The sequence below is a fragment of the Streptomyces sp. NPDC002125 genome, assembly GCF_053593715.1.
The window spans coordinates 201,813-222,567 of sequence record NZ_JBSFDD010000004.1 but is presented as its reverse complement, the minus strand read 5'-3'; the positions used below and the strand labels follow the sequence as shown (position 1 = coordinate 222,567).

Sequence of the window (20,755 nt, the reverse complement as noted above, 5' to 3'; positions counted from 1 at the left end):
CAGGGTCCGGCGCGAAGGGGCACACATGACACAGCAGGTGGTCGTCGTCATCGGAGTCGGGGGCATGGGCCAGGCGATCGCGCGCCGTATCGGCCCGGGCGCCCAACTGGTCATCGCCGACCACGACAAGGCGATCATCGAGAGCGTCGCCGGCCAGCTCGAAGGGGAGGGTTATCGCGTGACCGCCCGGCCGGTGGACGTCACCTCGCGCGCATCGGTCGCCGCGCTGGCCGGGGCGGCGGCCTCGCTGGGCGAGGTCCGCTCCGTCGTACACACGGCAGGGCTGTCGCCCGTGCAGGCCCCCGTGCCGGCGATCCTGGCCGTCGATCTGCTGGGCGTGGCCCTGGTCCTCGAAGAGTTCGGCCAGGTCGTGGCGGAGGGCGGGGCGGGGATCGTCATCGCCAGCATGGCCGGCCACATGCGGCCCGGACCCCCGCCCGAGGAGGCCAGGCAGCTGGCCGAAACCCCGGCCGACGACCTGCTGGCCCTGCCGATCTGCGCGGAGGCAGCCTTCAGCGACAGCGGCGCCGCCTACAGCTTCGCCAAGCACGCCAACCTGCTGCGCGTGCGGGCCGCCAGCACGGCCTGGGGCGCGAGAGGGGCCCGTATCAACTCGATCAGCCCCGGAGTGATCTCCACGCCGATGGGCCGGGCGGAGCTCGACGGCGACAGTGGCGCGGCCATGCGCATGATGATCGACGCCTCCAACGCCAAGCGGGCCGGCGCCCCGGCGGACATCGCGGCAGCCGCCGAGTTCCTGCTCGGTCCCGCCGCCTCGTTCGTGTCCGGTACCGATCTGCTGGTCGACGGAGGTGTGGTCGCCGCCATCGCGGGGCGCCTCGGCTGACGACGTGCCACGCGCTTCAGCGGCGCCTCGACAACCGCGTGGTCCCGTCCCCGGCTCCGGGACTCGATTGTGGGCCGGGGGCGGAGCCGTAGCGCAGAGGTCGTCGCGCCGGTCTCCAGAACCGTGAGGACGCCGGTTCGATTCCGGCCGGCTCCGCCCCTCCCGTCCCAGCTACCCGCGGCGCGCCGACGTCGGCTCGTGGCCCGTGCGCATCGCGGCGCCGGGGGTGATCGGCTGAGGGCGTCGGTCGCACCCATCGGCCGGGCGAGCGACCATGAACTCTCGATTGTCCGTTCTCTCTCATGGCGAGCGTAGGCTGCCGACGCTGATAAACCGTCATGAAAGGTGAAAACTGTGGCATCTCAGCTCAACCCCTACCTCAGCTTCTCCGGCGACGCTCGGCAGGCCCTGGAGTTCTACAAGAGCGCTCTGGGTGGCAAGCTCACGCTGCACACCTACGGCGACCAGGGCGGAGCCCCCGCCGGGCACAGCGACAAGATCATGCACGGCACGCTCGAGACGGCCTCCGGATTCACGGTGATGGGCGCGGACAACCCCCCGGGGGCTGAGCACAAGCCCGGAAACAACTTCGCGGTGAGCCTCAGCGGCGACGACGCGGAAGAACTGCGCGGCTACTGGGACAAGCTGACGCAGGGCGGCAACGTCTCCGTCCCGCTGGAGAAGCAGATGTGGGGCGATGTGTTCGGCATGTGCACGGACAAGTTCGGTATCGCCTGGATGGTCAACATCAGCGGGCAGTAAGCCTCCTGTGCCCCCGGGGCGCCGGTGGAGCGAGCTCGCCCCATGCGCACAGTGCGCGGGCGCACGTTCGGCCGGGCCCCGGGCCGGTGGCGTACGTCCGGTGCCGCACCCCTCTGCGGGCCGGGAAATTCGGTCGCGCCCGGTGCGCGGAGCCGTTAACTTCCGCCTGTTCGTGGTGAGGTGCGGGACGGGATGACGAAGGAGCCGTGCATGGATACCCAGGGCCCGCGTACCGACCGTCTGGGCTTGCTGCTCGACCAGTTCGACCAGGCCAGGGAGATGGCCCAGGTGAGGCTGAGAGGGCTCGGCGACGAGGAGTACCTCTGGGAGCCGGCGGCCGGTTCCTGGTCGATCCGGCGCCGGGACGAGGCGACGACGCCCAGGGCGTACGGGCCCGGGGAGTGGGTGCTCGACAAGGGCGCCCCGGACATCCCGGCGAACGAGTACGCCGAGATCGCCCGGCAGGCGGCCGGGGGTATGACGGTCGCCAAGATCGCCGACGACTGGAGCGTGAGCGTCGAGCGTGTCGAGCAGGTCCTCGCCCACATCGGCGAGCCGGAGCCCGACGAGGTGCCGATCACCACGATCGCGTGGCGGCTGGGGCACCTGCACTCCTGCTTCGCGGGCCAGTGGGAGTGGACCTTCGGCGAGCGCCGCCACGAACCGAAGCTGCTGGTCGACTTCTCTCCCTCCGCCGACGTGGCGCTGGAGCGCTTCTGGGCCCTGATCGACCGCTGGCGCACCGGCGTCGGCGCCATCACCGACGCACAGCTCGACACGGTCGGCTTCTCGCAGTACCCGTACGGTTCCGACCCCGACGACCCGTACATCACCGTGCTGGCGGGGGCCAACCTCGAATTCATCCACCACATGGCCGAGATCGCTCTGCTCCGCGACCTCTGGCGAGCGGGCCGTGGACGGCAGCGGCCCCCGGCCGGACGCTGAGGGCCCGGCCGGGGCGGTGGGTGAGCGTCGGCCGGGCCGACGGTGCTCCGCGCGATCCGGAGTCGCTCAGTTGCGGATGAGCAGGACGAGCCCCGCGCTCACCGCGCCGAGCGCCACGGCGGCCACGCCGTAGCCGAGACGGTGTGCCCGCAGGCCGGGCAGGCAGCGGTCCACCGCGAGCCTGCCAGGGCCGGTGAGGACGAGTCCCGCGGCACCGGCTGCCAGCAGGAGCTCGTACTCGACGCCCTCGGGGGCGAAGAAGCCGCCGCCCCACTTCACCGCCAGCGCGTTGATCATGGTGCCGAAGACGGCGGCGCCGGCGAGGGGTGTGAGCAGCCCGAGCGCGAGGGCGAGCCCGCCGAGGGTCTCGCTCGCTCCGGCGATCAGGGCCATCGTCTCGCCCGCCGGGTAGCCGCTCATCTCGAAGAACTGGCCGGTGCCCTTGAGCCCGCCACCGCCGAACCAGCCGAACAGCTTCTGAGCCCCGTGCGCGGCCACGGTCAGGCCGAGGGCCAGACGCAGCACGAGCAGGCCGCCGTCGTACGCGTGGAGCGAGGTGCTCCGTGACTGGACGGCGCCGGCGCCGGTGGGGGAGTCGGTGGTGTGGAGGGCGGCAGACATAAGCGCAGGTCTCTCTGTCGGGGACATGAAAGCTTGAACCTTCAAGCTGTTCATCGAACGTATCAGACATGCGTGAAACTTCAACAATGTGATCGCGGGGGTGTCCCCGCCGTGCCTTCGGCCTGTCGGTCCGGTCGGCCACGGCATCGCTCCGGACGCTCTGAACGCCCTCGCCGGCTGGCTCGAAGAGAAGGGGGGTCTTCCACGCGGGTGAGTGCCTCGCCCCGTACGAGTCCCAGCGGTCGCTGACCCGAAGCGCGGCCCCCACAGGCGCGGGCGCTGATCCCGGGCGCCGCTCCCGGGCGGCGGCGTCGCCGCGTACGGCGACGAACCTTACGCCGGGCGTTCGGCGTGCCGTGCCGACGGCCCCGGCACCTGCCCGGCACCCGGGGCCGCACCACGTTCGGCCCGAACTCTGCGGTCCTGCGCGGGTGGGGGACCGGCCGGTGTGACCGGGCCATCCGCCGGTGGGAGGCATCATGAGGGCTGTAGGGCGTGCGTGGTGTCGTCGTCATGAGCCGGCGGAACCATGGACGCGGGAGAGCGGAACGGTGAGGGAAGTACGAGAGTGACAGCCATGGCCACTGACATCGAGCAGGCAGCGGGCGTGCTGCGGGCCGGGGGCCTGGTGGCCCTGCCGACCGAGACCGTCTACGGTCTGGGCGCCAACGCCGAGGACCCCGCGGCGATCGCGCGGATCTTCCAGGTCAAGGGCCGTCCGCCCTCCCACCCGCTGATCGTCCACATCGCTGCCGCGGGGCAGCTCGACGACTGGGTCGCGGAGGTGCCGGCTGCCGCGCGCCTGCTGGCCGAACGCTTCTGGCCGGGGCCGCTGACCCTGGTCCTGCGGCGCGGGCACCGGGTGCCGTTGGAGGCGACGGGTGGGCTGGAGACGGTGGCCGTGCGTGTGCCCGACCACCCTGTCGCTCGTGCGCTGCTGTCCGCCTTCGGCGGAGGCGTCACGGCCCCGTCCGCCAATCTGTTCGGTTCGGTCAGCCCCACCACGGCCGACCATGTCCGGGCGGAGCTCGGCAACACCGTCGACTTCATTCTGGACGGCGGTTCCTGCCAGGTCGGTGTCGAGTCGACCATCGTCGACGTCACGGGCGAGGTGCCGAGCATCCTGCGGCCCGGCGGGGTGACACGTGAGGACCTCGAGGCGGTGCTGGGACACCCGGTCGCTGTTCCGTCCACGAGCGGTGTCCGGGTGCCGGGCCAGCACCCGTCGCACTACGCGCCGCGTGCGCGGGTCGTCCTGGTCGAGCCTGGGAAGGTCGTCGCCGAAGCCGAGACCGCGCGGGAGGCGGGGCAGCAGGTGGGCGTGCTCCTCCCGTCCTCGCTCGCCGGCGCCGAGGTGCAGGCGCACGCGGTGGTGGCCCTGCCCGGCGCGCTGGACGCCTACGCGCACGGGTTGTACGGGTTCCTGCGCGAGCTCGACCAGCAGGGGTGCGACCTCATCGTCGCCTCCCTGCCGGTGGAGGAAGGGCTGGGGCTGGCGATCGCCAACCGGCTTCGCCGGGCTGCGGGGCCCCGCACTTCCGTGTGAGCGGCCGCGGTGAGCCGGTCAGGACGCGGCGGCGACCGCCGCGTCAAGGCCGCGGGTGGCGACGAGCTGGGCGCTGCCGTCGGCCAGGCGGTAGGACAGCCCCACCACGGCGAGACGGCCGGCAGCCACTGCGTCGGCCAGGACGCGGGAGCGCTCCAGGAGCAGGTCCACGGTCTGCTCGATGTGCTCGGCAAGGATCTCTTCGGGCTTCTCGCGTCCGGCGGCACGGGCGGCCAGCACGCTCGGAGTGACGCGTTCGACGATGTCGCGTACGAAGCCGCCCGGCGTCTGCCCGCTCTCCAGGGCGGAGGAGGCCGCGCCGACCGCGCCGCACGAGTCGTGGCCGAGGACGACGACCAAGGGCGCGTTCAGGACGCTCACCCCGAACTCGATCGAGCCGAGGACCTCGGTCCCGGTCACATGCCCGGCGGTGCGTACCACGAACAGGTCGCCCAGGCCGCGATCGAAGATGATCTCGGCGGCCAGCCGGGAGTCGGAGCAGCCGAACATCACGGCGAACGGCTTCTGGGAGGGCGCGGTCTCGGTGCGGCGAGCGGCGTTCTGGTTCGGGTGCTGGGGGGTGCCCGCGACGAAGCGCTGGTTGCCGGCCATGAGCAGCTCGAAGGCGTCGCGGGGTGTCGGAGTCTGGGTGATCTCAGTCATGGCCTCAGCCTACGAGGCGGCACCTCCCGGCCGTCGCACCGACCGGTCCCGCGGGACGGCACCGGCCGCGTTGTCACCCCGCGGCGTCGGGCGAGAGCGGCCTCGATGCGAAACCGCAGCGCGCTGCGCAGCGTCCCGGCCCGTACGGGTACCTTGCTGCCGGTGTGGAGATGCCCACCGGTGCTCACCTGCTGCCCCTGGTCCGCGTGGGCACCATGTTCGAGAAAGGCGTCCCGGTCGAGCGCCCCGAGACCCTCGCGGTGTGACTGGAGCCGCGAGGGCCAGGCTACCGCCCGGCGCGAGCGCGCAACGCTTCGGTGAACCAGGTGAACACCGGTGCCAGGCTGGGCGGTACGGGCCAGCCGTTGATGACGGCCAACAGGTGCCAGTAGCGTTCCGTGCGGGGATCGGCGGCGATCTCCAGTCGTGTCAGCAGCCAGTGGCGCAAGTCGGCGTCGTCGGCGCGGCCGAAGGTCTGCGCATAGCGGGCGGTAAGGGCGTCGACAGTGGGTGCGGCCTCGGCTGAGGCCGGAGCAATACCGGCATCGAGGGCGCGACCGATGGTGTCGCGGACGGTTTCGGTGAGGTCGTGGTGCAGGCCGGTGCTGTCGCCTCGGGCGCGCTCGGCTGCCTGGTACTCGGCCATGCGGCGGACGGCGGCGCGGAAGTCGGGATCCTGGGTGAGCTCGGCGAGCTCCACCCAGGCGTCGACCTGGTCGGGTTCTGGGTCGTCCGGCAGTTCGGGCATGGCCGAGCGCATCATGTCGACGAAGTCGGCGTTGGCGTCGAGCCCGCCGAAGGTGTCGTCGATGAAGTCGGTGATGAGGCGTCGGCGTTCGTGGTCGGAGAGCTTGGCGAGCTTGTGCATGAGGTCCATTTCCTCGGGGGTGGAACCACGTTTGGCTACCGCGCGCAGCACGGCGCGCCGCAGTCTCAGGGTGCGGATCTGCACCTCCAGCGCATCGGCGTGTGCGGCCGCGACCTCGGGCACCGAGACCTCCCGGTCCAGTACCCGCCGGATGGCGGCCAGGTCGAGCCCCAGGTCACGCAGGGTGCGCACCAGGTCCAGACGCGCGAGCGCGCCGATGTCATAGAGCCGGTAGCCAGCCGGGCTGCGGTCTGTCGGCGGCACGATTCCGGTGTCGGAGTAGAACCGGATGGTCTTGACCGTCAGCCCGGTCCGCCGGGCCAGGGCCCCGATCGTGAAGAGCGTGTCGCCGTCCATGCCTGCACTCTCGCGTCTCCCCCCACGGGAGACTCAAGCCGAATCTCCCCGCTGCGTTTCTACCCCGCCGGGTCGCCGGTCCACAGGTCTTGACCGTTGCTCCTCATCGAGTCGAGGCCGGCTCATCGACGTCCGGGGGCCGCCGGGGCGCGGTCATCGCGGCGGGAAAGGAGGATGAACGGGGCCTGTGCCTCCAGCGCGGCCGGTAGCCGAGCCCGTTCCCGCGTCCGGCGCCCCCGGTGCCGACCCACACCGGCCATCTCGCCCCAGTTCCCCAGCCCACTATCGCGAGCTGTTCGAGACGCTCCAAGTGACGGACCGCGGAGAGAGCTGGCGCCCCCGATCAGCAGGCGGGTGACTGCGATAGCCGTCTGCGCTGACCGGCTCTCGCTGGTTTCACGGGCAGCGACTCCGGTCCAGCGTTCAGCCGTCCGCAGCGTGGACGGGGAGTGAGAACCTGACCTTGGACCGGGCTTGGGCCCCCACGCGGTGATAGAAGCGGATGGCATCGGCGTTCCAGTCCGGTGTCTGCCACTGGAGGGCCGCGGCGCCGTGGGACGCTGCCGCGTCCTTCACAGCACTGATGAGAGCGCGCCCCCACCCTCCTCCTCGGTGCGTTTCGGTGACGAACAAGCAGTCCAGGTGGGCGTAGTCGGTTGCCTGCCAGGTGGAGAACTCCAGGGAGAAGGTGGCGTAACCGATCAACTCGCCCCTGCTTTCGGCGACGAGGCACCACGCCCTGGGACTTGCCGAGAACAGCACGGGCTCCAGACGGGCGGCGAGATCGGGCGGCACGGGTTCGGCCCGTTCGAAGTCAGCGTGGTCGGCGCACAGGCGGGCGATCGCCGGCAGGTCGGCCGAAGCGGCCGGACGGATCCGGCCGTCCGGCCGCCCGGTGTCCTTCAGCATGCGCAGGAGATGCCCGAACGCGGGGCGGTGAGGTCGTCGACAGGGCGCTGCTCGGCTCCGGTGGCGGATTCGTAGGCGAAGCCCTCGCGCGCCCAGTACTCGAAGCCGCCGAGCATTTCCTTGACCCGGTAGCCGAGGCGGGCGAAGGCCAGCGCCGCGCGGGTCGCGCCGTTGCAGCCCGGGCCCCAGCAGTAGGTGACCACGGTCAGGGCCGGGTCGATGAGCCGCGGCGCCAGGTCGGCGATCCGTGCGCTCGGGATGTGGAGGGCGCCGGGGATGTGGCCCTGGTCCCAGCCGGCACTGCTGCGGGTGTCGACCACCACGATTCCGGGTGCGCCGGACTCCAGATCGGCATGGACGTCGGAAACATCCGCTTCGAACGCGAGACGGGCAGCGTAATGAGCGGCGGCCTCGGCCGGCGCGGCGGCGGGCACGCCCAGGACGGCACTGGTGATCTCGGCGGAATCGATGGCAGGCACGGGGGGTACCTCTTTCGTCATGGTCGGGTCGGAACGGGGCCGCCAGGGCCGAGCCAGGGTGCCCGGCCGGCGACGACTCCATCCTCCGGCCCTGGCACCGGTCCCACGAGTGGCACGCATGCCATGGAGCACCAAGATTCCGCCAGCCCGTCCGAGGGCCTCATCCGCACGCCGCGGCATGGGTGAACGTTCTTCGGTAGGCCATCGGTGTCGTCCGCATCTGCCGGCCGAAGTGGTGCCGGTACGTCGCCGCGCTGTCGAAGCCGACCGCGGCGGCGACCTCGTCCACGGTGCCCTCGCCGGACTCCAGCAGGGGCAGGCTGGCGGCCACCCGCTGGGTGATGACCCAGCGCATGGGACTCACACCGTTGCGGCGGGTGAAGTGCCTCGCGAACGAGCGCTCCGACATGTACGCCGCACCGGCCAGGGCAGGCACGGACAACGGCGTGTGCAGATGGCGCAGCGCCCAGTTCATGCTGCGCGTGACGCCGTCGTCCTCCTGATCGATGTCTCCCACCGCCGCCTCGATGAACTGTGCCTGCCCGCCCTCGCGGTGCGGGGGGACGACGAAGCGTCGTGCCACCGCGTTGGCGACAGCGGCACCGTGATCGGCCCGGACCAGGTAGAGGCACAGGTCGATGCCGGCGGCGCTGCCCGCGCTGGTGAGGACGTCGCCGGTGTCGACGTACAGCACGTCGGGGTCGACCTCGATCCCGGGATGGCGCTCGGCAAGGGCGCGGGCGTAGCGCCAGTGCGTCGTTGCGCGCCGGCCCTCCAGCAGGCCGGTCGCCGCCAGCGCGAATGCTCCCGAGCAGATGGACACCAGGCGAGCCCCCCGGGCGTGGGCGCGCAGCAGAGCGTCCACCAGGGCCTGTGAGACCTCCGTTCCGGTCTCCGCCACCCCGGGCACGATCACCGTGTCCGCCTCGGCCAGCGCGTCCAGGTCGCATTCCGCGCGCAGCGTGAACCCGCCGACCGCCTGGAGATCCCGGCCGGGTTCCTCGGCGCACACCCGAAGCTCGTACCAGGGCACATCGCCCAGTTCCGGTCGGGACAAACCGAAGACTTCCACCACCACGCCCAGCTCGAAGGGCGCCATGCCGTCGAAAGCCAGAACGGCGACCACATGCCTCTTTGCCATGGCTTAATGTTAGCGAACCTCTCAATACGGCCACGGCGTGAGGAGGCCGGCCGGCCGGGCGGAGACCCTTGAACCCTGTGCCCTGAGCCCGACACCTCGGCTGGACGGACAGCACCGATGCTCAGGATCGTCGCGATGGCGACGCGGAACACGCTGTGGCCGGAGGACGCGATGTGCTCCTTCAGTATCCCCAGCTGGCGTAGACGGTGACGTTCCTGCCGCCGTCCCTGGCTCCGACGCACACGTCACGCCAGTCGAGCAGCCAGCCGCTGGAGCGGCAGGTCTCCTGCTGGAGGCCCAGTTCGCGGATGATCTCCGGGTGGGACAGGCCGTCCTCGCTGGTGACCGTCGCGACGCGCGAGCAGCCGCCGGAACCGCAGCTGGTGCCTTCGTCGACCAGGGTGATGCCTGGCGGCAATGCGGGGAGGGCCTTGGACGACGGGGCGTCCGAGCCTTCGCTGATCATCAGGGCGTACAGGAGGCCGACCACTAGGGTGAGGGCGAACTGCGTCCCCAGGAAGCCGATCGCTCCGTTGCGGCGGGGAATCCATTCCGGGGGAGGGGAGTCCTCGTGCCGGCCTTCCAGTCCCGCACCGCACGCGATGAGCACAGGCGCCAGGACCGTGAACACGAGATGGGCGTCGGGTCTGGGAGCGCCGATCCAGCTCTGCTGGACACTGACCAGCAGACCGCCTCCGGTGAGCAGCGCGCCGCCGACCGCGAAGCCGATGAAGCGAGTGCGGGTGATCGTCAGCCAGACAACGGCGGGCGCGACGGCGAAGAGAATCCCCAGGATGGTCAGCATGCACGGGAGACGTGCGGCCCCGAGCGCTTGGTTCCCCGGACCCGGTCGGCGTCTCCGTGAGGTCCGGCCCCGTCCGATCGAGGACGGCAGCGATGTCGAGGACGGTGGTGACGTGAACGCTTGCCTCGTACGGCTCCGAGGGCCACGCCCGACCGCTTGATCGTCGCCGGGCAGGGTAGCGAACTGGCATGGCTACTGACAACACATCCACTGCCGAGAGCGGGTACGTGCAGCCCGAGGTCGACGTCCGGGCACTCACCGAGGTGCTCGACGGCGAGTACGCGGGGATCCGCGACCTCGTCCGGTCCAACCTGGTGCGGTATGCCTCCGTTCTCGAGGAGGCCGACGAGCTCGGCGTCGACGCGTTTCGCGAGCGGGTGCGCGAGTTGGTGGTCGGTATGGCCGCGACGGGCCAGACCGGCATGGGATTCCCGAGCGAGTACGGCGGGGGTGGCGACATCGGAGCCTCGATCGCCGCGTTCGAGACGCTCGCCTTCGGTGACCTGTCGGTGCTGGTCAAGGTCGGTGTGCAGTTCGGGCTCTTCGGGGGCGCGATCCTGCACCTGGGCACAGCACGCCACCACGACGCCTATCTGCCGGACCTGATCACCGGGAAGCTGATGGGGTGCTTCGCGATGACGGAGACCGGGCACGGATCCAATGTCCAGGCGCTCGGTACCGTCGCGAGGTACGACGCCGAGGGCCAGGAGTTCGTCATCACCACCGACGGCGACCATGCGCGCAAGGACTACATCGGCAACGCGGCACGGCACGCCGAGCTGGCGGTCGTCTTCGCCCAGCTGGAGGTGGGCGGGACGTCAGAGGGTGTGCACGCGTTCGTCGTGCCGGTCCGGGTGGGCGGCGAGCCGGCGCCCGGAGTCCGGATCGAGGACGACGGCCGCAAGATGGGCCTGAACGGCGTGGACAACGGCCGCATCTGGTTCGACGGCGTGCGGGTGCCGCGCGAGGCGCTGCTGAACCGGTTCGCCGACGTCACCGCCGAAGGCGTCTACGAGAGCTCGATCGAGAACCCCGACCGCCGCTTCTTCACCATGCTGGGCACGCTGGTGCAGGGCCGGGTCAGTGTGGGCGGCGCCGGGGTCAACGCCGCGAAGGTCGCCCTCGTGATCGCGACGAAGTACGCCGTGCGGCGACGGCAGTTCGAGGCGGCCTCGGATACGGAGGAGCAGCTGCTCCTTGACTACGGACTGCATCAGCGCCGTCTGCTGCCCCTCATCGCGCGTACGTACGCGTTGCACTTCGCGCAGGACGTCGTGCGCACGCAACTGCACGACGTCTTCTCCGGCATCGCGGACGACCCGCAGGCGCGGCGCCGGCTGGAGTCGCGGGCCGCCGGCACCAAGGCGCTCGCTACCTGGCACGCCACCAAGGTCGTCCAGGAGTGCCGCGAGGCGTGCGGCGGCGCAGGCTATCTCGCCGTCAACCGGTTCGCCGCCCTCAAGGCCGACAGCGACATCTTCACCACCTTCGAGGGTGACAACCACGTCCTGCTGCAGCTTGTGGCGAAGGGCCTGCTCACCCACTACGCGAGCGAGTTCGAGGACCTGGACCAGCTCGGGATGGTCCGCTACGTCACCAACCTCGCCGTCGAGACGGTCATCGAGAAGACCTCGGTCCACAAGATGCTCGAACGGGTACGTGACCTGCTGCCCGGCGGCGACGAGTGGGACCAGGAAGCCGGGCTGCTCGACTCGGAATACCATCTCGCCATGCTCCGGTACCGCGAGGAGCACATGCTCGCCGGCGTGGCGCGCCGGCTCAAGCGTGGGATCGACCAGAAACGCGATCCCGGCGTCGTCTTCTCGCAGGTGCAGGACCACGTCATCGCGGTGGCCCACGCCCACGTCGAGCGGCTGGTGCTGGAGGCGTTCGTGGCCAAGGTCCGCGCGGTGCCCGAGAGCGGAAACAAGGTCGCGCTCGGCTTGCTGTGCGATCTGTTCGCCCTGTCGACGATCGAGGCCGACCGGGCGTGGTTCATGGAGCACGGCCGGCTGACCGTCCAGCGTTCCAAGGCGATCAGCCGCGAGGTGAACGACCTCTGCCGCAAGGTCCGGCCCCTCGCCGTCGACCTCGTCGACGCCTGGGGAATCCCGGCCGAAATGCTGCGCGCGCCGGATCTGGTGGGCTGATCCGCGGACCCCTTCTCACCTCGGCCAGGACGACGACGGACTGCCCGTCCGGGCCGGGGAGGGGGCTGGGTCTTGGGCACCCGCACTTTCGGTCCGGCCGGCGGATGTACAACGTGCTGAACGGATGACGAGAACAGGGCCGACCCGGACCTCTGCGTCGTTCAGGCGAGGGTGCGAGCACGTCAGGCGACGGTGCGGCTGCGGTGGTGGGTTTCGTCGGGTTCGCCGAGGGGCTGGGTGATGTTGTCGTCCGCAATCGGCAGCGCGTCGTCCATGGATCCGCGGGCAACAGCCGCTCCGAGGCATTCGTCGCACTGATGCTGCCCGTCGTCCATTTCAATGAGTGCTTCGGGTGATTCTGTCCGGCCGCACCCGGCCGCACACGGTACTTCCCTGGTGTCCCCCATGAGTTCGACGGTCCGTCAGGAAGCTGACCTCTTGTAGGGGGCATGCGGGGCGCCTGGTAGCGCCGGCCAGGCATGGCGTCACCTGTCCCTCATGGGCCCCACCCCTCGGCCGTGTCGCCTCAAGACGTCCGTCCCCAGGCGCGATCACGGACCAGCCATTGCCGGCGAAGTGAGGGACGGTGGGCGGGCTCTGTCGGTCGGCACAGGGGTCAACGGGCTGCACCTGTGGGACCCGGTCACAGGGGCGCTCCTGGGCCCTCCGCTGGACCATGTGGCGGCGGTTGCCGTGACCATCGCGAAGTTGCGCGATGGGTCGTCATTGATCGTGACGGGGGACCACGAAGGAGTTACGGCGCTGGCAGGGCGACCACTGCGAGGCCTCCTTCGGCGCAGACATCAACGCTCCGCATATCGACATGCTGACCACGGCGTACGACGACGCCGGGCGACCGCTGATCGTCGGCGTGGTGGAGGAGGGCGAGACTCGCACGGCCGGGCGATGCCGTGCACATCTCCGAGATCTTCCGCCTCGTCTGCTCCAGCGGCCATCACTGGACCAGAGCCGCAGCCGCGGAGGGAAATCCGGTGGCCTACCGGCTTCGCCACATCGGGTCGTGATGTCAGAAGATGTCAGAAGGTGACCTCGTCGGGGGCACTGATGATTTCGGCCCCCATATTGCGTTCCATCATGCGGATGGCTGCGTCGGCCAGGTCGCTGTGAATGTGCGCTACAGCATCCTTGGGGATTGTGACACGCAGATGCCGGATATGAGCATCGAGGGCTGAGTACAGCACACATTGTTCCGTCACCTGGCCACAGAGCACGACATGATCGACATCCAGCTGGGAAAGCAGGTAACTGAGCGGTGTCTCGTAGAAAATCGAGTGCCGGGCCTTGATGACGAAAAGAGACGCGTCGTCCGGCAGAATGGGTTCGACCAGCTCCGCTTCACCCCCCGCGAGAGCCTTCTCGATGATCTCTCCGTGATGGGATCGCCATTCTCCGAAATTGTCGTTCGCGTAGATGACCGGAACGTCCTCGGAACGGGCCTGGGCGATCAGGCGTGTCACGTGAGGGAGCACCGTGCGCACGGCTGGAACGAGCAGGTCCGCGTCGGGATGGTCGTATGAATTGATCATGTCGATGACGATGAGAGCGCTGTTCCTCATGGTTTCATCATCGCAAAGGAGCTGGTCGTGTCCCGCCGACGGGACTTTCCGCGTTTCGCGAAAGGGGTGGCGGGAACCCGGGAGGCTTGGCGGAAAATTTTCGGCGGCTGGGCGGAGCGGGCTGTGCGCGTACTCACCGACCCGGAGAGGCGAGACGGTCCGGTGGACAGCTCCCCGGGCCCGCACTTTCGCGATCTGGCTGTCGTGCTCCCTGGGTGCCGGACCGACGACAAGCGCTGGGTGGACGATCGGATGCCGCTGCTCGTCGACTGTGTTCCGCTGGAGACGGACTCCCTCGCCGCCCGCCGCCCGCCGCCCGCCGCCCGCCGCGGAGATGAGCCCGAAGGCGTGCCGGCCCTTTCGGCAGGGGGCGAGGGCCTGATCAGAAATCTGCCTGCCCCCTGAGATCCGCACAGCGACGAAAGAAGGCAGCTCCTCGTGGAGAACAGCAGTCGACACCCGGGCAAGCGGATTGTCGTCACGGGTGCCACCGGCAACGTCGGAACCAGCGTGGTTCGCGCGCTCGCTGCGGACCCGGGCATCGGATCGGTCCTGGGGCTGGCCCGGAGAAAGCCCGCGCTGGAGCTCCCGAAGGTGGAGTGGGGAGCCGTCGATCTGTCCCGGGCCGACAGCGAGGGACGGCTCGACGGTCTGCTGAGCGGCGCGGATGCCGTCATCCATCTGGCATGGCGTTTCCAGCCCACTCACGATCCTGTCGTGACCTGGCAGAGCAACGTGCTGGGTTCCCAGCGCGTCTTCGAAGCCACAGCACGGAACGGCGTACCCGCGCTCGTGCACGCCTCTTCCGTGGGTGCCTACTCCCCGGGCCCGAAGGACGATCCCGGCGTGGACGAGGAGTGGCCCACGCACGGCTGGCCGGATGCGGCCTACTGCCGGGAGAAGTCCTACCTGGAACGGGTCCTCGACACGTTCGAGCTGCGGAACCCCGAGGTTCGGGTGGTCCGAATGCGGCCAGGATTTCTCTTCAAGGAGGCCGCTGCCCCCGAACAGCGGCGGATCTTTGCCGGCCGCTACGCCCCAGGCCCCCTCCTGCGGCCCGATCTGCTGCCCTTCGTGCCCGACCTGGCGGGGCTGCGTTTCCAGGTGCTCCACACCGACGACGCCGCCGATGCCTACCGGTTGGCCGTACTCGGCGACGCGCACGGCCCGTTCAACCTGGCTGCGGAGCCGGTCATTGACGCGCACAGACTGTCGGAGCTGTTCGGCGCCCGGATCGTACGAATGCCGAGGGTGTTGGTGCGTGCCGCGCTGGCGGCCGCATGGCGGGCTCATGCCGTGCCCGCCTCGCCGCACCTGTTCGACGCGGTGCTGAGGCTCCCCGTGCTGAACTCGGGCCGTGCCCACGACGTACTGGGGTGGCAGCCCACACGAACGGCGGATGACGCGCTGAACTCCTTCTTGCGCGGCGTCCGCACGGGCGCAGGCGAGGACACCGCGCCACTGGCCGGCCGAAAGATCGGCTGAGCGGGGGCCACCGGTACGGGTGGGATCCGCGGGCCGAGGTGCCTCGTCCGGCCGGCTTTAAGATGCCCGATCTGCCATCAGGAGACATTCGCACCAGCTCTCCAGAGAAGGGACAAATTGATGAAGAGTGAACAACCGCAGGACCCCAACGAGCTGCATCCTCGCCCCGACTTTCCTCAGCAGGACCAGGCGCATCCGGGGTGGACCGGCCCGATGGATCCCCCGCCCGACCACGGCGAGGAGTCCTATCGGGGTTCGGGTCTCCTCAAGGGGCGACGGACGGTAATCACCGGCGGTGATTCGGGTATCGGGCGCGCGGTCGCGCTGGCCTTCGCACGCGAGGGAGCGGACGTCGTTCTCACCTGCCTCCCCGAGGAGGAGACAGAGGCCCAGGAGACCGTCCGCCTGGTGGAGGACGCGGGCCGGCGTGCGGTACCCGTCGTGTGTGACATTCGGGACGAGACACAGTGCAGCACGCTCGTGGATCGCGCGGTCTCCGAGTTCGGTGGCATCGATGTCCTGGTGAACAACGCGGCCTACCAGATGTCGCAACCCGACGGGATCTCCGCCATCTCCACCGAGCAGTTCGACCGGGTGGTGCGCACCAACCTCTACGGGATGTTCTGGCTGTGCAAGTCCGCCCTCCCGCACATTCCGGCCGGCGGGTCGATCATCAACACCACCTCGGTTCAGGCGTACAAGCCGAGTCCCCATCTGCTCGACTACGCGATGACCAAGGGGGCGATCGTCACCTTCACCCAGGGTCTCGCCCAGATGCTGGCCGCTGATGGCATCCGCGTCAACGCCGTCGCTCCTGGCCCCGTCTGGACACCTCTCATCCCGGCGACGCTGCCGGACACCGCCGAGTTCGGCAAGCAGAGCCCCCTGGGCCGCCCCGCACAGCCGGCCGAAATGGCGCCCGCCTATGTCTTCCTGGCGTCCATGCACGCCTCGTTCATCACCGGCGAGATCATGAACGCCACAGGCGGCACGCCGCTCCCCTGAGGTGAGGAGGCGCCGGCTCCCCGCAGCCATGCGCCACGCCCCGTCCGCCGGGCCACCCCCTGCCCCCACAGTTACGGAGAATCCTCATGCGCGCCGTCGCCTTGGTCTGCACATTGAACGCTTCGCCCGCCCCTTCGAGCAGCCACCATCTCGCCGAGCAGGTCATGGCGCAGTTCGCGCGGCATGACGTATCAGGCGAGATCATCAGGGTCGCCGACCACGACGTGCGTCCGGGGATCGGTGTGGACATGGGCAGCGGGGACGCGTGGCCCGCCCTGCGGGAGAAGATCATCGCGGCAGACATCCTTGTGATCGCCACCCCCATCTGGCTCGGACATCCCTCCAGCATCTGCCAGCGGGTCCTGGAGCGGCTGAACGCCGAATCCTCCGAGACTGACGACCAAGGGCGCCCCCACACCTACGGCAAGGTCGCCGCAGTGGCCGTCGTCGGCAACGAGGACGGCGCGCACAAGGTGAGCGCCGACGTCTTCCAGGGGCTGAACGATGTGGGTTTCTCCCTGGCACCCGGAGCGGTCACGTACTGGGTCGGTGAAGCCATGCATGGCACCGACTACCAGGACCTGGACGAGACGCCCAGCGCTGTCGCTTCGACGACTGCGGCACTCGCGGCCAACGCCACCCATATGGCCCGCCTCCTCGCCGACCGGCGTTACCCGGCATCCTGATGTGCCTCGGGACCAGTGGGGCGAACCGGTGCGCCACGCCCCGAAGTGCGCTGCGGAGTCACAACGACGCAACCGAACGGGCTGGCGGCGACGCCACGTGGGGCACCAGCAGAGTTGGCTCCCGCCCCGAGACGTCCAGCACTGAAGCCGCGCACCCGTCAACGCACCCGACTCCCCTGTCCGAGGGGAAGGCCCCTGGGATTCCCTCATGCTGAGACTCGGATTTCCTGTCCTGGGCGTGAGCGACCTCCCCCGCGCCACGGCCTTCTGGACTGCGGCGCTGAATCTGGTCGCCACATCGGAGTGGCAGAGCAGTACATGGCGCACCCTCAGCTATCGAGACGGCTCCGGCCGGGCCCTCGGCCTGATGTCCAGCAGTTCGCCGGCCGAGCCCCGTCCGCGCCTCCACCTCGATCTCTTCACGGATACGGTCGATGAACAGCGCAAGGAGGTGGCTCGCCTGGTCGGCCTCGGGGCTCGAGTTGTCGATTGGGACCTCTACCCGCCTGAACCCGACTTCGTCGTCCTTGCCGACACCGAGGGAAACCTCATGTGCGTGGTGGACCTCAGCCATGCCCCCAGCGGGAGCGGCGGGCCTGCCTTGTGAGCGTGCGGAGAGCAGTTGCCCCTCCCGCGCTGCCCGACCTGGGCGGGTCAGTCCGCGTCGACGTCGTGCACGGACACGCGAATCGTGCCGATCGTGCTGTCGGCGGCGTCGGGAATGAGCATCCCTCCGTCGGCGCCGGTCCGCAGGTAATCGACCGCGGCTTGGTCGAGCAGTTCGCCGGGTACGGCGGCTGGGATCCCCGGAGGGTAGGGCGTGAGCATCTCCGCGCAGACCCGGCCGACCGCCTGGTCCGCGGGGACCTGCTCGACGTCGCCGAAGAAGGCGTCGCGCGGCAGTGTCGCCTGACGGAGACGGAGGTCACCGGGGGCCGGGATACGGATGGTCGGGGCTGGTGGCAGCTCGTCGGCTCTGGCTACGAGGTCACGCAGGCCGTTCAGGAGCCGGGTGATGGTCGTGTCGTCGTCGGCGTGGGTGAGCGTGGCATTGACGCGCCGGTGGTCGGACGTGTGCAGGTTGATGCGATGGTTTCGGCGCAGCCAGTCCGCGGCGTCGTATCCGCTGAACCTGACTCCGCTCAGGTCGATGAAGACTTGCAAGGGGTCCAGGTCGAAGGCGCGCCCGGGTCCGCAGAAGTCCTCCCGATCGTTGACGTGCAGGCCGTCGATGCCTTCGATGGCAGCCCGTACGCGGCGAGCCCTGCGGAGCGCTCCGTCCAGAAGCTCGTGGCCGCCTTCCACCATCTGGCGGCGCCAGCCGTCGAGGGCCGCGAAGACGAGAACCGAGGGGCTGGTCGTATCCAGCAGGTCGGCGCGGGAAGCGAGCGTCGGGGCGGTGACCAAGTCGCCCTGCAGGTGAAACACGGATCCCTGCTCGAGCCCCGAGCCCATTTTGTGGACTGATGTGACGCAGATATCCGCACCCGCATCCATGGCCCAGGTGGGCAGCTCGGGGTGAAAGGGCAGGTGAGCACCCCACGCTTCGTCCACGATCAATGGCAGCCCGCGTTCGTGGCACAGGGTCGCGATCGCTCTGATGTCCGCGCAGGTTCCGTAAGGGGTGGGGCTGGTGACCAATGCGCCCCGGGCATCCGGATGCTGTTCGAGGGCCGCCCGGAAGGCCTCGGGGGCCGGCGGGTGGGCGAGATGCCGGTCAGGGTCCCACTGGGGGTCGACCCACACCGGGCGGATGCCGGCGAGGATCAGGCCGGAGATGACTGATTTATGTGCGTCGCGCCCGACCAGGAGTTTTTCGTGCGGGCCGGCGACGGACAGCATCGCAGCCTTGACGGAGAGCGAACTGCCGCACGTGGAGAAGAACGTGTGCTCGGCGCCGACGGCGTCGGCCATCAGCTCTTCCGCCCGCTCCAGAACCTTCTGTGACTGCGTACGGTCGTCCAGGCCCGACACCGCAAGCATGTCTGCGTCGAAGAGTGAGTCTCCCAGTACGGCTCGGACCCGAGGATCAGCTCCACGCCCCTGTTTGTGGCCGGGCGGCGTGAAGGGCAGCTGGTCTTGTGCCTGGTAGGCGCGCAGTGCGTCCAGAACGGGTGCTTTCGTGTGGTCCATGGTGAGGTTCCAGTACGTGGAGGCGAATAGGGCGAGGCCGGCCCGGAGACAGCATGGGTGTTCGGGCGACAGGCGGCCGGGTTCGCGAGCGTTGTCTCGACGCTCGCGACCCCGGGCCGGAGCGAGCTCGCACTGGTCAGTGAAGTGATCCGCCAGCGGTCAAAGACCTGGTGGGAACCGGTCTCCCGCCGCGGCGCCTCGGCCATCTGGCACGGCGCGGGCCGGGTCGCGGGCGATACCCGGTCACCGCCCTCAGCTCCTCCGCCGGCTTTCCGGGCCGTCAGGGCACCAGCAGCGTTTTGATCATTCCATCCTGCTTGTCCTGGAAGGTCTTGTAGGCCTGCGGTCCTTCCTCGAGCGGGAGCCTGTGCGTCGCGAAGTCGTCCACGCCGAGCGGGTCCCCGTCGGTGAGCAGCGGGAGGATGTCGTCGACCCAGTGCTTGACGTTGGCCTGTCCCATTCGAAGCTGAATCTGCTTGTCGAACATGGTGAGCATCGGCAGGGGGTCGGCCGCTCCGCCGTACACGCCGGAGACCGAGATCGTGCCGCCCCTGCGTACGACGTCGATGGCAGCCCGGAATGCCGTCAGGCGGTCGACTCCCGCCGTTTCCATGAGTCGTTGCCCCAAGGCGTCGGGCAGTAGTCCCACAGCCCCGTGGGCGGCCTTCGCGACGGGGGCGCCGTGTGCCTCCATGCCGACGGCGTCGATGACCGCGTCGGTGCCCCGGCCATGGGTGAGATCGCGGATGGCGTCGCCGATGTTCTTGCCGTGCCGACGCAGATCGAGACAGGTCACTCCGTCAGCGGCGGCGCGGGACAGGCGTTCGGGGACGAGGTCGACGCCCACCACCAGCTCGGCGCCCCGGTGCCGGGCGATCCTCGCCGCCATCGCGCCGATGGGCCCGAGCCCCAGGACAGTCACGCTTCCGCCCGGTGGGATCGCGGCATACTCCACAGCCTGCCAAGCGGTCGGCAGCACGTCGGAGAGATAGACGAACCGGTCGTCCGCCGGCCCGTGCGGAACCTTGATCGGCAGGCTGTCTCCGAAAGGAACGCGCAACAACTCCGCCTGGCCGCCGGGTACCTGGCCGTACAGCTTCGTGTAGCCGAAGAGCGATGCGCCTGTGCCGTGCTCGCGGACCTGTGTGGTTTCGCATTGGGAGTGCAGCCCCCGGTCGCACATGTAGCAGTGCCCGCATGAGACGTTGAAGGGGATGACGACTCGGTCCCCCGGGGCGAGCGAGGTCACATCGGCTCCGACCTCCTCCACGATCCCCATGGGCTCGTGACCGAGGATGTCTCCCGGGTCCAGATAGGGCCCCAGGACCTCGTACAGATGCAGGTCCGATCCGCAGATACCGGTGGAAGTGATCCGGACGATGATGTCCGTCGGCTCCTGGATTCGCGGATCCGGGACGGTCTCCACCCGTACGTCCCGTTTACCTTGCCAGGTCAATGCGCGCACGATGCAACCTTTCGAGAGGCACTTCGGAGATGTGAGATTCGACTGCGCGACCTGTTGCACGGGCGCGTCTCTTGATCTCTGTTTTCCTTGCCCTGTTCCGAGTTCCCTGTAACGGGCCCCCGAAGCGGGGATACGCACTCGGGTGGGCGCCCTGGCCTTCGGTACTGAGTGTGGAATCACTCGCAAGGGCGGCATTCAGCCGCTTCACCGTCCGATGTCGCGACATCCACGCGCATAGGTGACCGTGTTGTCCGGCCGTCGATGCCCGTCGCCGGGTGCGGGGCGCCGACCGGTTTCGATTCCGGTGATCT

At 69.5% G+C, this 20,755-nt stretch carries 19 protein-coding genes and 1 tRNA gene; 10 read left to right on the top strand and 10 right to left on the bottom strand.

Annotated features, from left to right (window positions below):
- Positions 1-25: 25 nt before the first annotated feature.
- The 4 genes from ACWCQM_RS09315 (at position 26) to ACWCQM_RS09300 (ending at position 2,554) form a co-directional block, all read left to right on the top strand.
- Positions 26-847, top strand: coding sequence for an SDR family oxidoreductase (locus ACWCQM_RS09315; RefSeq protein ID WP_450914678.1), 822 nt, complete (start codon positions 26-28; stop codon positions 845-847).
- An 82-nt stretch (positions 848-929) separates the two neighbouring features.
- Positions 930-1,003 (top strand) — tRNA-Trp (locus ACWCQM_RS09310).
- Between the two features lie 198 nt (positions 1,004-1,201).
- Positions 1,202-1,609: a VOC family protein gene (locus ACWCQM_RS09305; protein ID WP_450914677.1), complete on the top strand. Its 408-nt coding sequence runs from the start codon at positions 1,202-1,204 to the stop codon at positions 1,607-1,609.
- 210 nt (positions 1,610-1,819) lie between these two features.
- Positions 1,820-2,554, top strand: a complete 735-nt coding sequence (locus ACWCQM_RS09300; RefSeq protein ID WP_450914676.1) for a DinB family protein — start codon at positions 1,820-1,822, stop codon at positions 2,552-2,554.
- Positions 2,555-2,620: 66 nt separating this feature from the next.
- Here the strand turns inward: ACWCQM_RS09300 and ACWCQM_RS09295 are convergent, their stop codons facing one another.
- The gene (locus ACWCQM_RS09295) at positions 2,621-3,175 is read right to left on the bottom strand and encodes a DoxX family membrane protein (RefSeq protein WP_450914675.1); all 555 of its coding nucleotides are present in this window, start codon (positions 3,173-3,175) and stop codon (positions 2,621-2,623) included.
- A gap of 577 nt (positions 3,176-3,752) precedes the next feature.
- Between ACWCQM_RS09295 and ACWCQM_RS09290 the strand changes: the two genes are divergently transcribed.
- Positions 3,753-4,721 (top strand): L-threonylcarbamoyladenylate synthase, encoded by a 969-nt coding sequence (locus ACWCQM_RS09290; RefSeq protein ID WP_450914674.1) that lies wholly within the window; start codon positions 3,753-3,755, stop codon positions 4,719-4,721.
- Between the two features lie 18 nt (positions 4,722-4,739).
- Here the strand turns inward: ACWCQM_RS09290 and ACWCQM_RS09285 are convergent, their stop codons facing one another.
- From ACWCQM_RS09285 to ACWCQM_RS09260, 6 genes are all read right to left on the bottom strand, one after another.
- The gene (locus ACWCQM_RS09285) at positions 4,740-5,384 is read right to left on the bottom strand and encodes a carbonic anhydrase (protein ID WP_450914673.1); all 645 of its coding nucleotides are present in this window, start codon (positions 5,382-5,384) and stop codon (positions 4,740-4,742) included.
- Between the two features lie 286 nt (positions 5,385-5,670).
- Positions 5,671-6,609, bottom strand: coding sequence for a MerR family transcriptional regulator (locus ACWCQM_RS09280; protein ID WP_450914672.1), 939 nt, complete (start codon positions 6,607-6,609; stop codon positions 5,671-5,673).
- A 423-nt stretch (positions 6,610-7,032) separates the two neighbouring features.
- Positions 7,033-7,518: an N-acetyltransferase family protein gene (locus ACWCQM_RS09275; RefSeq protein ID WP_450914671.1), complete on the bottom strand. Its 486-nt coding sequence runs from the start codon at positions 7,516-7,518 to the stop codon at positions 7,033-7,035.
- Positions 7,512-8,018, bottom strand: coding sequence for a rhodanese-like domain-containing protein (locus ACWCQM_RS09270; RefSeq protein WP_450914670.1), 507 nt, complete (start codon positions 8,016-8,018; stop codon positions 7,512-7,514). The genes ACWCQM_RS09275 and ACWCQM_RS09270 overlap by 7 nt, the downstream gene beginning before the upstream one ends.
- A 139-nt stretch (positions 8,019-8,157) precedes the next feature.
- Positions 8,158-9,138 (bottom strand): helix-turn-helix domain-containing protein, encoded by a 981-nt coding sequence (locus ACWCQM_RS09265; protein ID WP_450914669.1) that lies wholly within the window; start codon positions 9,136-9,138, stop codon positions 8,158-8,160.
- Positions 9,139-9,319: 181 nt separating this feature from the next.
- A complete protein-coding gene (locus ACWCQM_RS09260) occupies positions 9,320-9,943 on the bottom strand; it encodes a hypothetical protein (protein WP_450914668.1) in 624 nt (207 codons plus the stop codon).
- A gap of 188 nt (positions 9,944-10,131) precedes the next feature.
- Here ACWCQM_RS09260 and ACWCQM_RS09255 point away from each other — a divergent pair, with 188 nt between their 5' ends.
- Entirely contained in the window at positions 10,132-12,093 is a 1,962-nt protein-coding gene (locus ACWCQM_RS09255) for an acyl-CoA dehydrogenase family protein (protein ID WP_450914667.1), read from the top strand.
- Between the two features lie 1,037 nt (positions 12,094-13,130).
- On the opposite strand, the gene ACWCQM_RS09250 is transcribed toward ACWCQM_RS09255, so the two are convergent.
- Positions 13,131-13,670, bottom strand: coding sequence for a cysteine hydrolase family protein (locus tag ACWCQM_RS09250; protein WP_450914666.1), 540 nt, complete (start codon positions 13,668-13,670; stop codon positions 13,131-13,133).
- A 438-nt stretch (positions 13,671-14,108) separates the two neighbouring features.
- Here ACWCQM_RS09250 and ACWCQM_RS09245 point away from each other — a divergent pair, with 438 nt between their 5' ends.
- The 4 genes from ACWCQM_RS09245 to ACWCQM_RS09230 all read left to right on the top strand — a co-directional run bounded on the left by ACWCQM_RS09245 (position 14,109) and on the right by ACWCQM_RS09230 (position 17,453).
- The gene (locus ACWCQM_RS09245) at positions 14,109-15,155 is read left to right on the top strand and encodes an NAD-dependent epimerase/dehydratase family protein (protein WP_450914665.1); all 1,047 of its coding nucleotides are present in this window, start codon (positions 14,109-14,111) and stop codon (positions 15,153-15,155) included.
- 120 nt (positions 15,156-15,275) lie between these two features.
- Positions 15,276-16,160: an SDR family oxidoreductase gene (locus tag ACWCQM_RS09240; RefSeq protein ID WP_450914664.1), complete on the top strand. Its 885-nt coding sequence runs from the start codon at positions 15,276-15,278 to the stop codon at positions 16,158-16,160.
- A gap of 86 nt (positions 16,161-16,246) precedes the next feature.
- Positions 16,247-16,846 carry a flavodoxin family protein gene (locus tag ACWCQM_RS09235; RefSeq protein WP_450914663.1) on the top strand — a complete coding sequence of 200 codons (600 nt, stop codon included), beginning with the start codon at positions 16,247-16,249 and terminating at the stop codon, positions 16,844-16,846.
- Positions 16,847-17,054: 208 nt separating this feature from the next.
- The gene (locus ACWCQM_RS09230) at positions 17,055-17,453 is read left to right on the top strand and encodes a VOC family protein (protein WP_450914662.1); all 399 of its coding nucleotides are present in this window, start codon (positions 17,055-17,057) and stop codon (positions 17,451-17,453) included.
- A gap of 47 nt (positions 17,454-17,500) precedes the next feature.
- Here the strand turns inward: ACWCQM_RS09230 and ACWCQM_RS09225 are convergent, their stop codons facing one another.
- Both ACWCQM_RS09225 and ACWCQM_RS09220 read right to left on the bottom strand, forming a co-directional pair.
- Positions 17,501-18,979: an aminotransferase class I/II-fold pyridoxal phosphate-dependent enzyme gene (locus ACWCQM_RS09225; protein WP_450914661.1), complete on the bottom strand. Its 1,479-nt coding sequence runs from the start codon at positions 18,977-18,979 to the stop codon at positions 17,501-17,503.
- Positions 18,980-19,259: 280 nt separating this feature from the next.
- The gene (locus tag ACWCQM_RS09220) at positions 19,260-20,444 is read right to left on the bottom strand and encodes a zinc-dependent alcohol dehydrogenase (protein WP_450914660.1); all 1,185 of its coding nucleotides are present in this window, start codon (positions 20,442-20,444) and stop codon (positions 19,260-19,262) included.
- Between the last annotated feature and the right edge of the window lie 311 nt (positions 20,445-20,755).

Bases quoted from the DNA above. Each gene is read 5' to 3' on its own strand.
- ACWCQM_RS09315 (WP_450914678.1), top strand. From the start codon at position 26: ATGACACAGCAGGTGGTCGTCGTCATCGGAGTCGGGGGCATGGGCCAG.
- ACWCQM_RS09300 (WP_450914676.1), top strand. From the start codon at position 1,820: ATGGATACCCAGGGCCCGCGTACCGACCGTCTGGGCTTGCTGCTCGAC.
- ACWCQM_RS09295 (WP_450914675.1), bottom strand. From the start codon at position 3,175: ATGTCTGCCGCCCTCCACACCACCGACTCCCCCACCGGCGCCGGCGCC.
- ACWCQM_RS09290 (WP_450914674.1), top strand. From the start codon at position 3,753: ATGGCCACTGACATCGAGCAGGCAGCGGGCGTGCTGCGGGCCGGGGGC.
- ACWCQM_RS09285 (WP_450914673.1), bottom strand. From the start codon at position 5,384: ATGACTGAGATCACCCAGACTCCGACACCCCGCGACGCCTTCGAGCTG.
- ACWCQM_RS09280 (WP_450914672.1), bottom strand. From the start codon at position 6,609: ATGGACGGCGACACGCTCTTCACGATCGGGGCCCTGGCCCGGCGGACC.
- ACWCQM_RS09275 (WP_450914671.1), bottom strand. From the start codon at position 7,518: ATGCTGAAGGACACCGGGCGGCCGGACGGCCGGATCCGTCCGGCCGCT.
- ACWCQM_RS09270 (WP_450914670.1), bottom strand. From the start codon at position 8,018: ATGACGAAAGAGGTACCCCCCGTGCCTGCCATCGATTCCGCCGAGATC.
- ACWCQM_RS09265 (WP_450914669.1), bottom strand. From the start codon at position 9,138: ATGGCAAAGAGGCATGTGGTCGCCGTTCTGGCTTTCGACGGCATGGCG.
- ACWCQM_RS09260 (WP_450914668.1), bottom strand. From the start codon at position 9,943: ATGCTGACCATCCTGGGGATTCTCTTCGCCGTCGCGCCCGCCGTTGTC.
- ACWCQM_RS09255 (WP_450914667.1), top strand. From the start codon at position 10,132: ATGGCTACTGACAACACATCCACTGCCGAGAGCGGGTACGTGCAGCCC.
- ACWCQM_RS09250 (WP_450914666.1), bottom strand. From the start codon at position 13,670: ATGAGGAACAGCGCTCTCATCGTCATCGACATGATCAATTCATACGAC.
- ACWCQM_RS09240 (WP_450914664.1), top strand. From the start codon at position 15,276: ATGAAGAGTGAACAACCGCAGGACCCCAACGAGCTGCATCCTCGCCCC.
- ACWCQM_RS09235 (WP_450914663.1), top strand. From the start codon at position 16,247: ATGCGCGCCGTCGCCTTGGTCTGCACATTGAACGCTTCGCCCGCCCCT.
- ACWCQM_RS09230 (WP_450914662.1), top strand. From the start codon at position 17,055: ATGCTGAGACTCGGATTTCCTGTCCTGGGCGTGAGCGACCTCCCCCGC.
- ACWCQM_RS09225 (WP_450914661.1), bottom strand. From the start codon at position 18,979: ATGGACCACACGAAAGCACCCGTTCTGGACGCACTGCGCGCCTACCAG.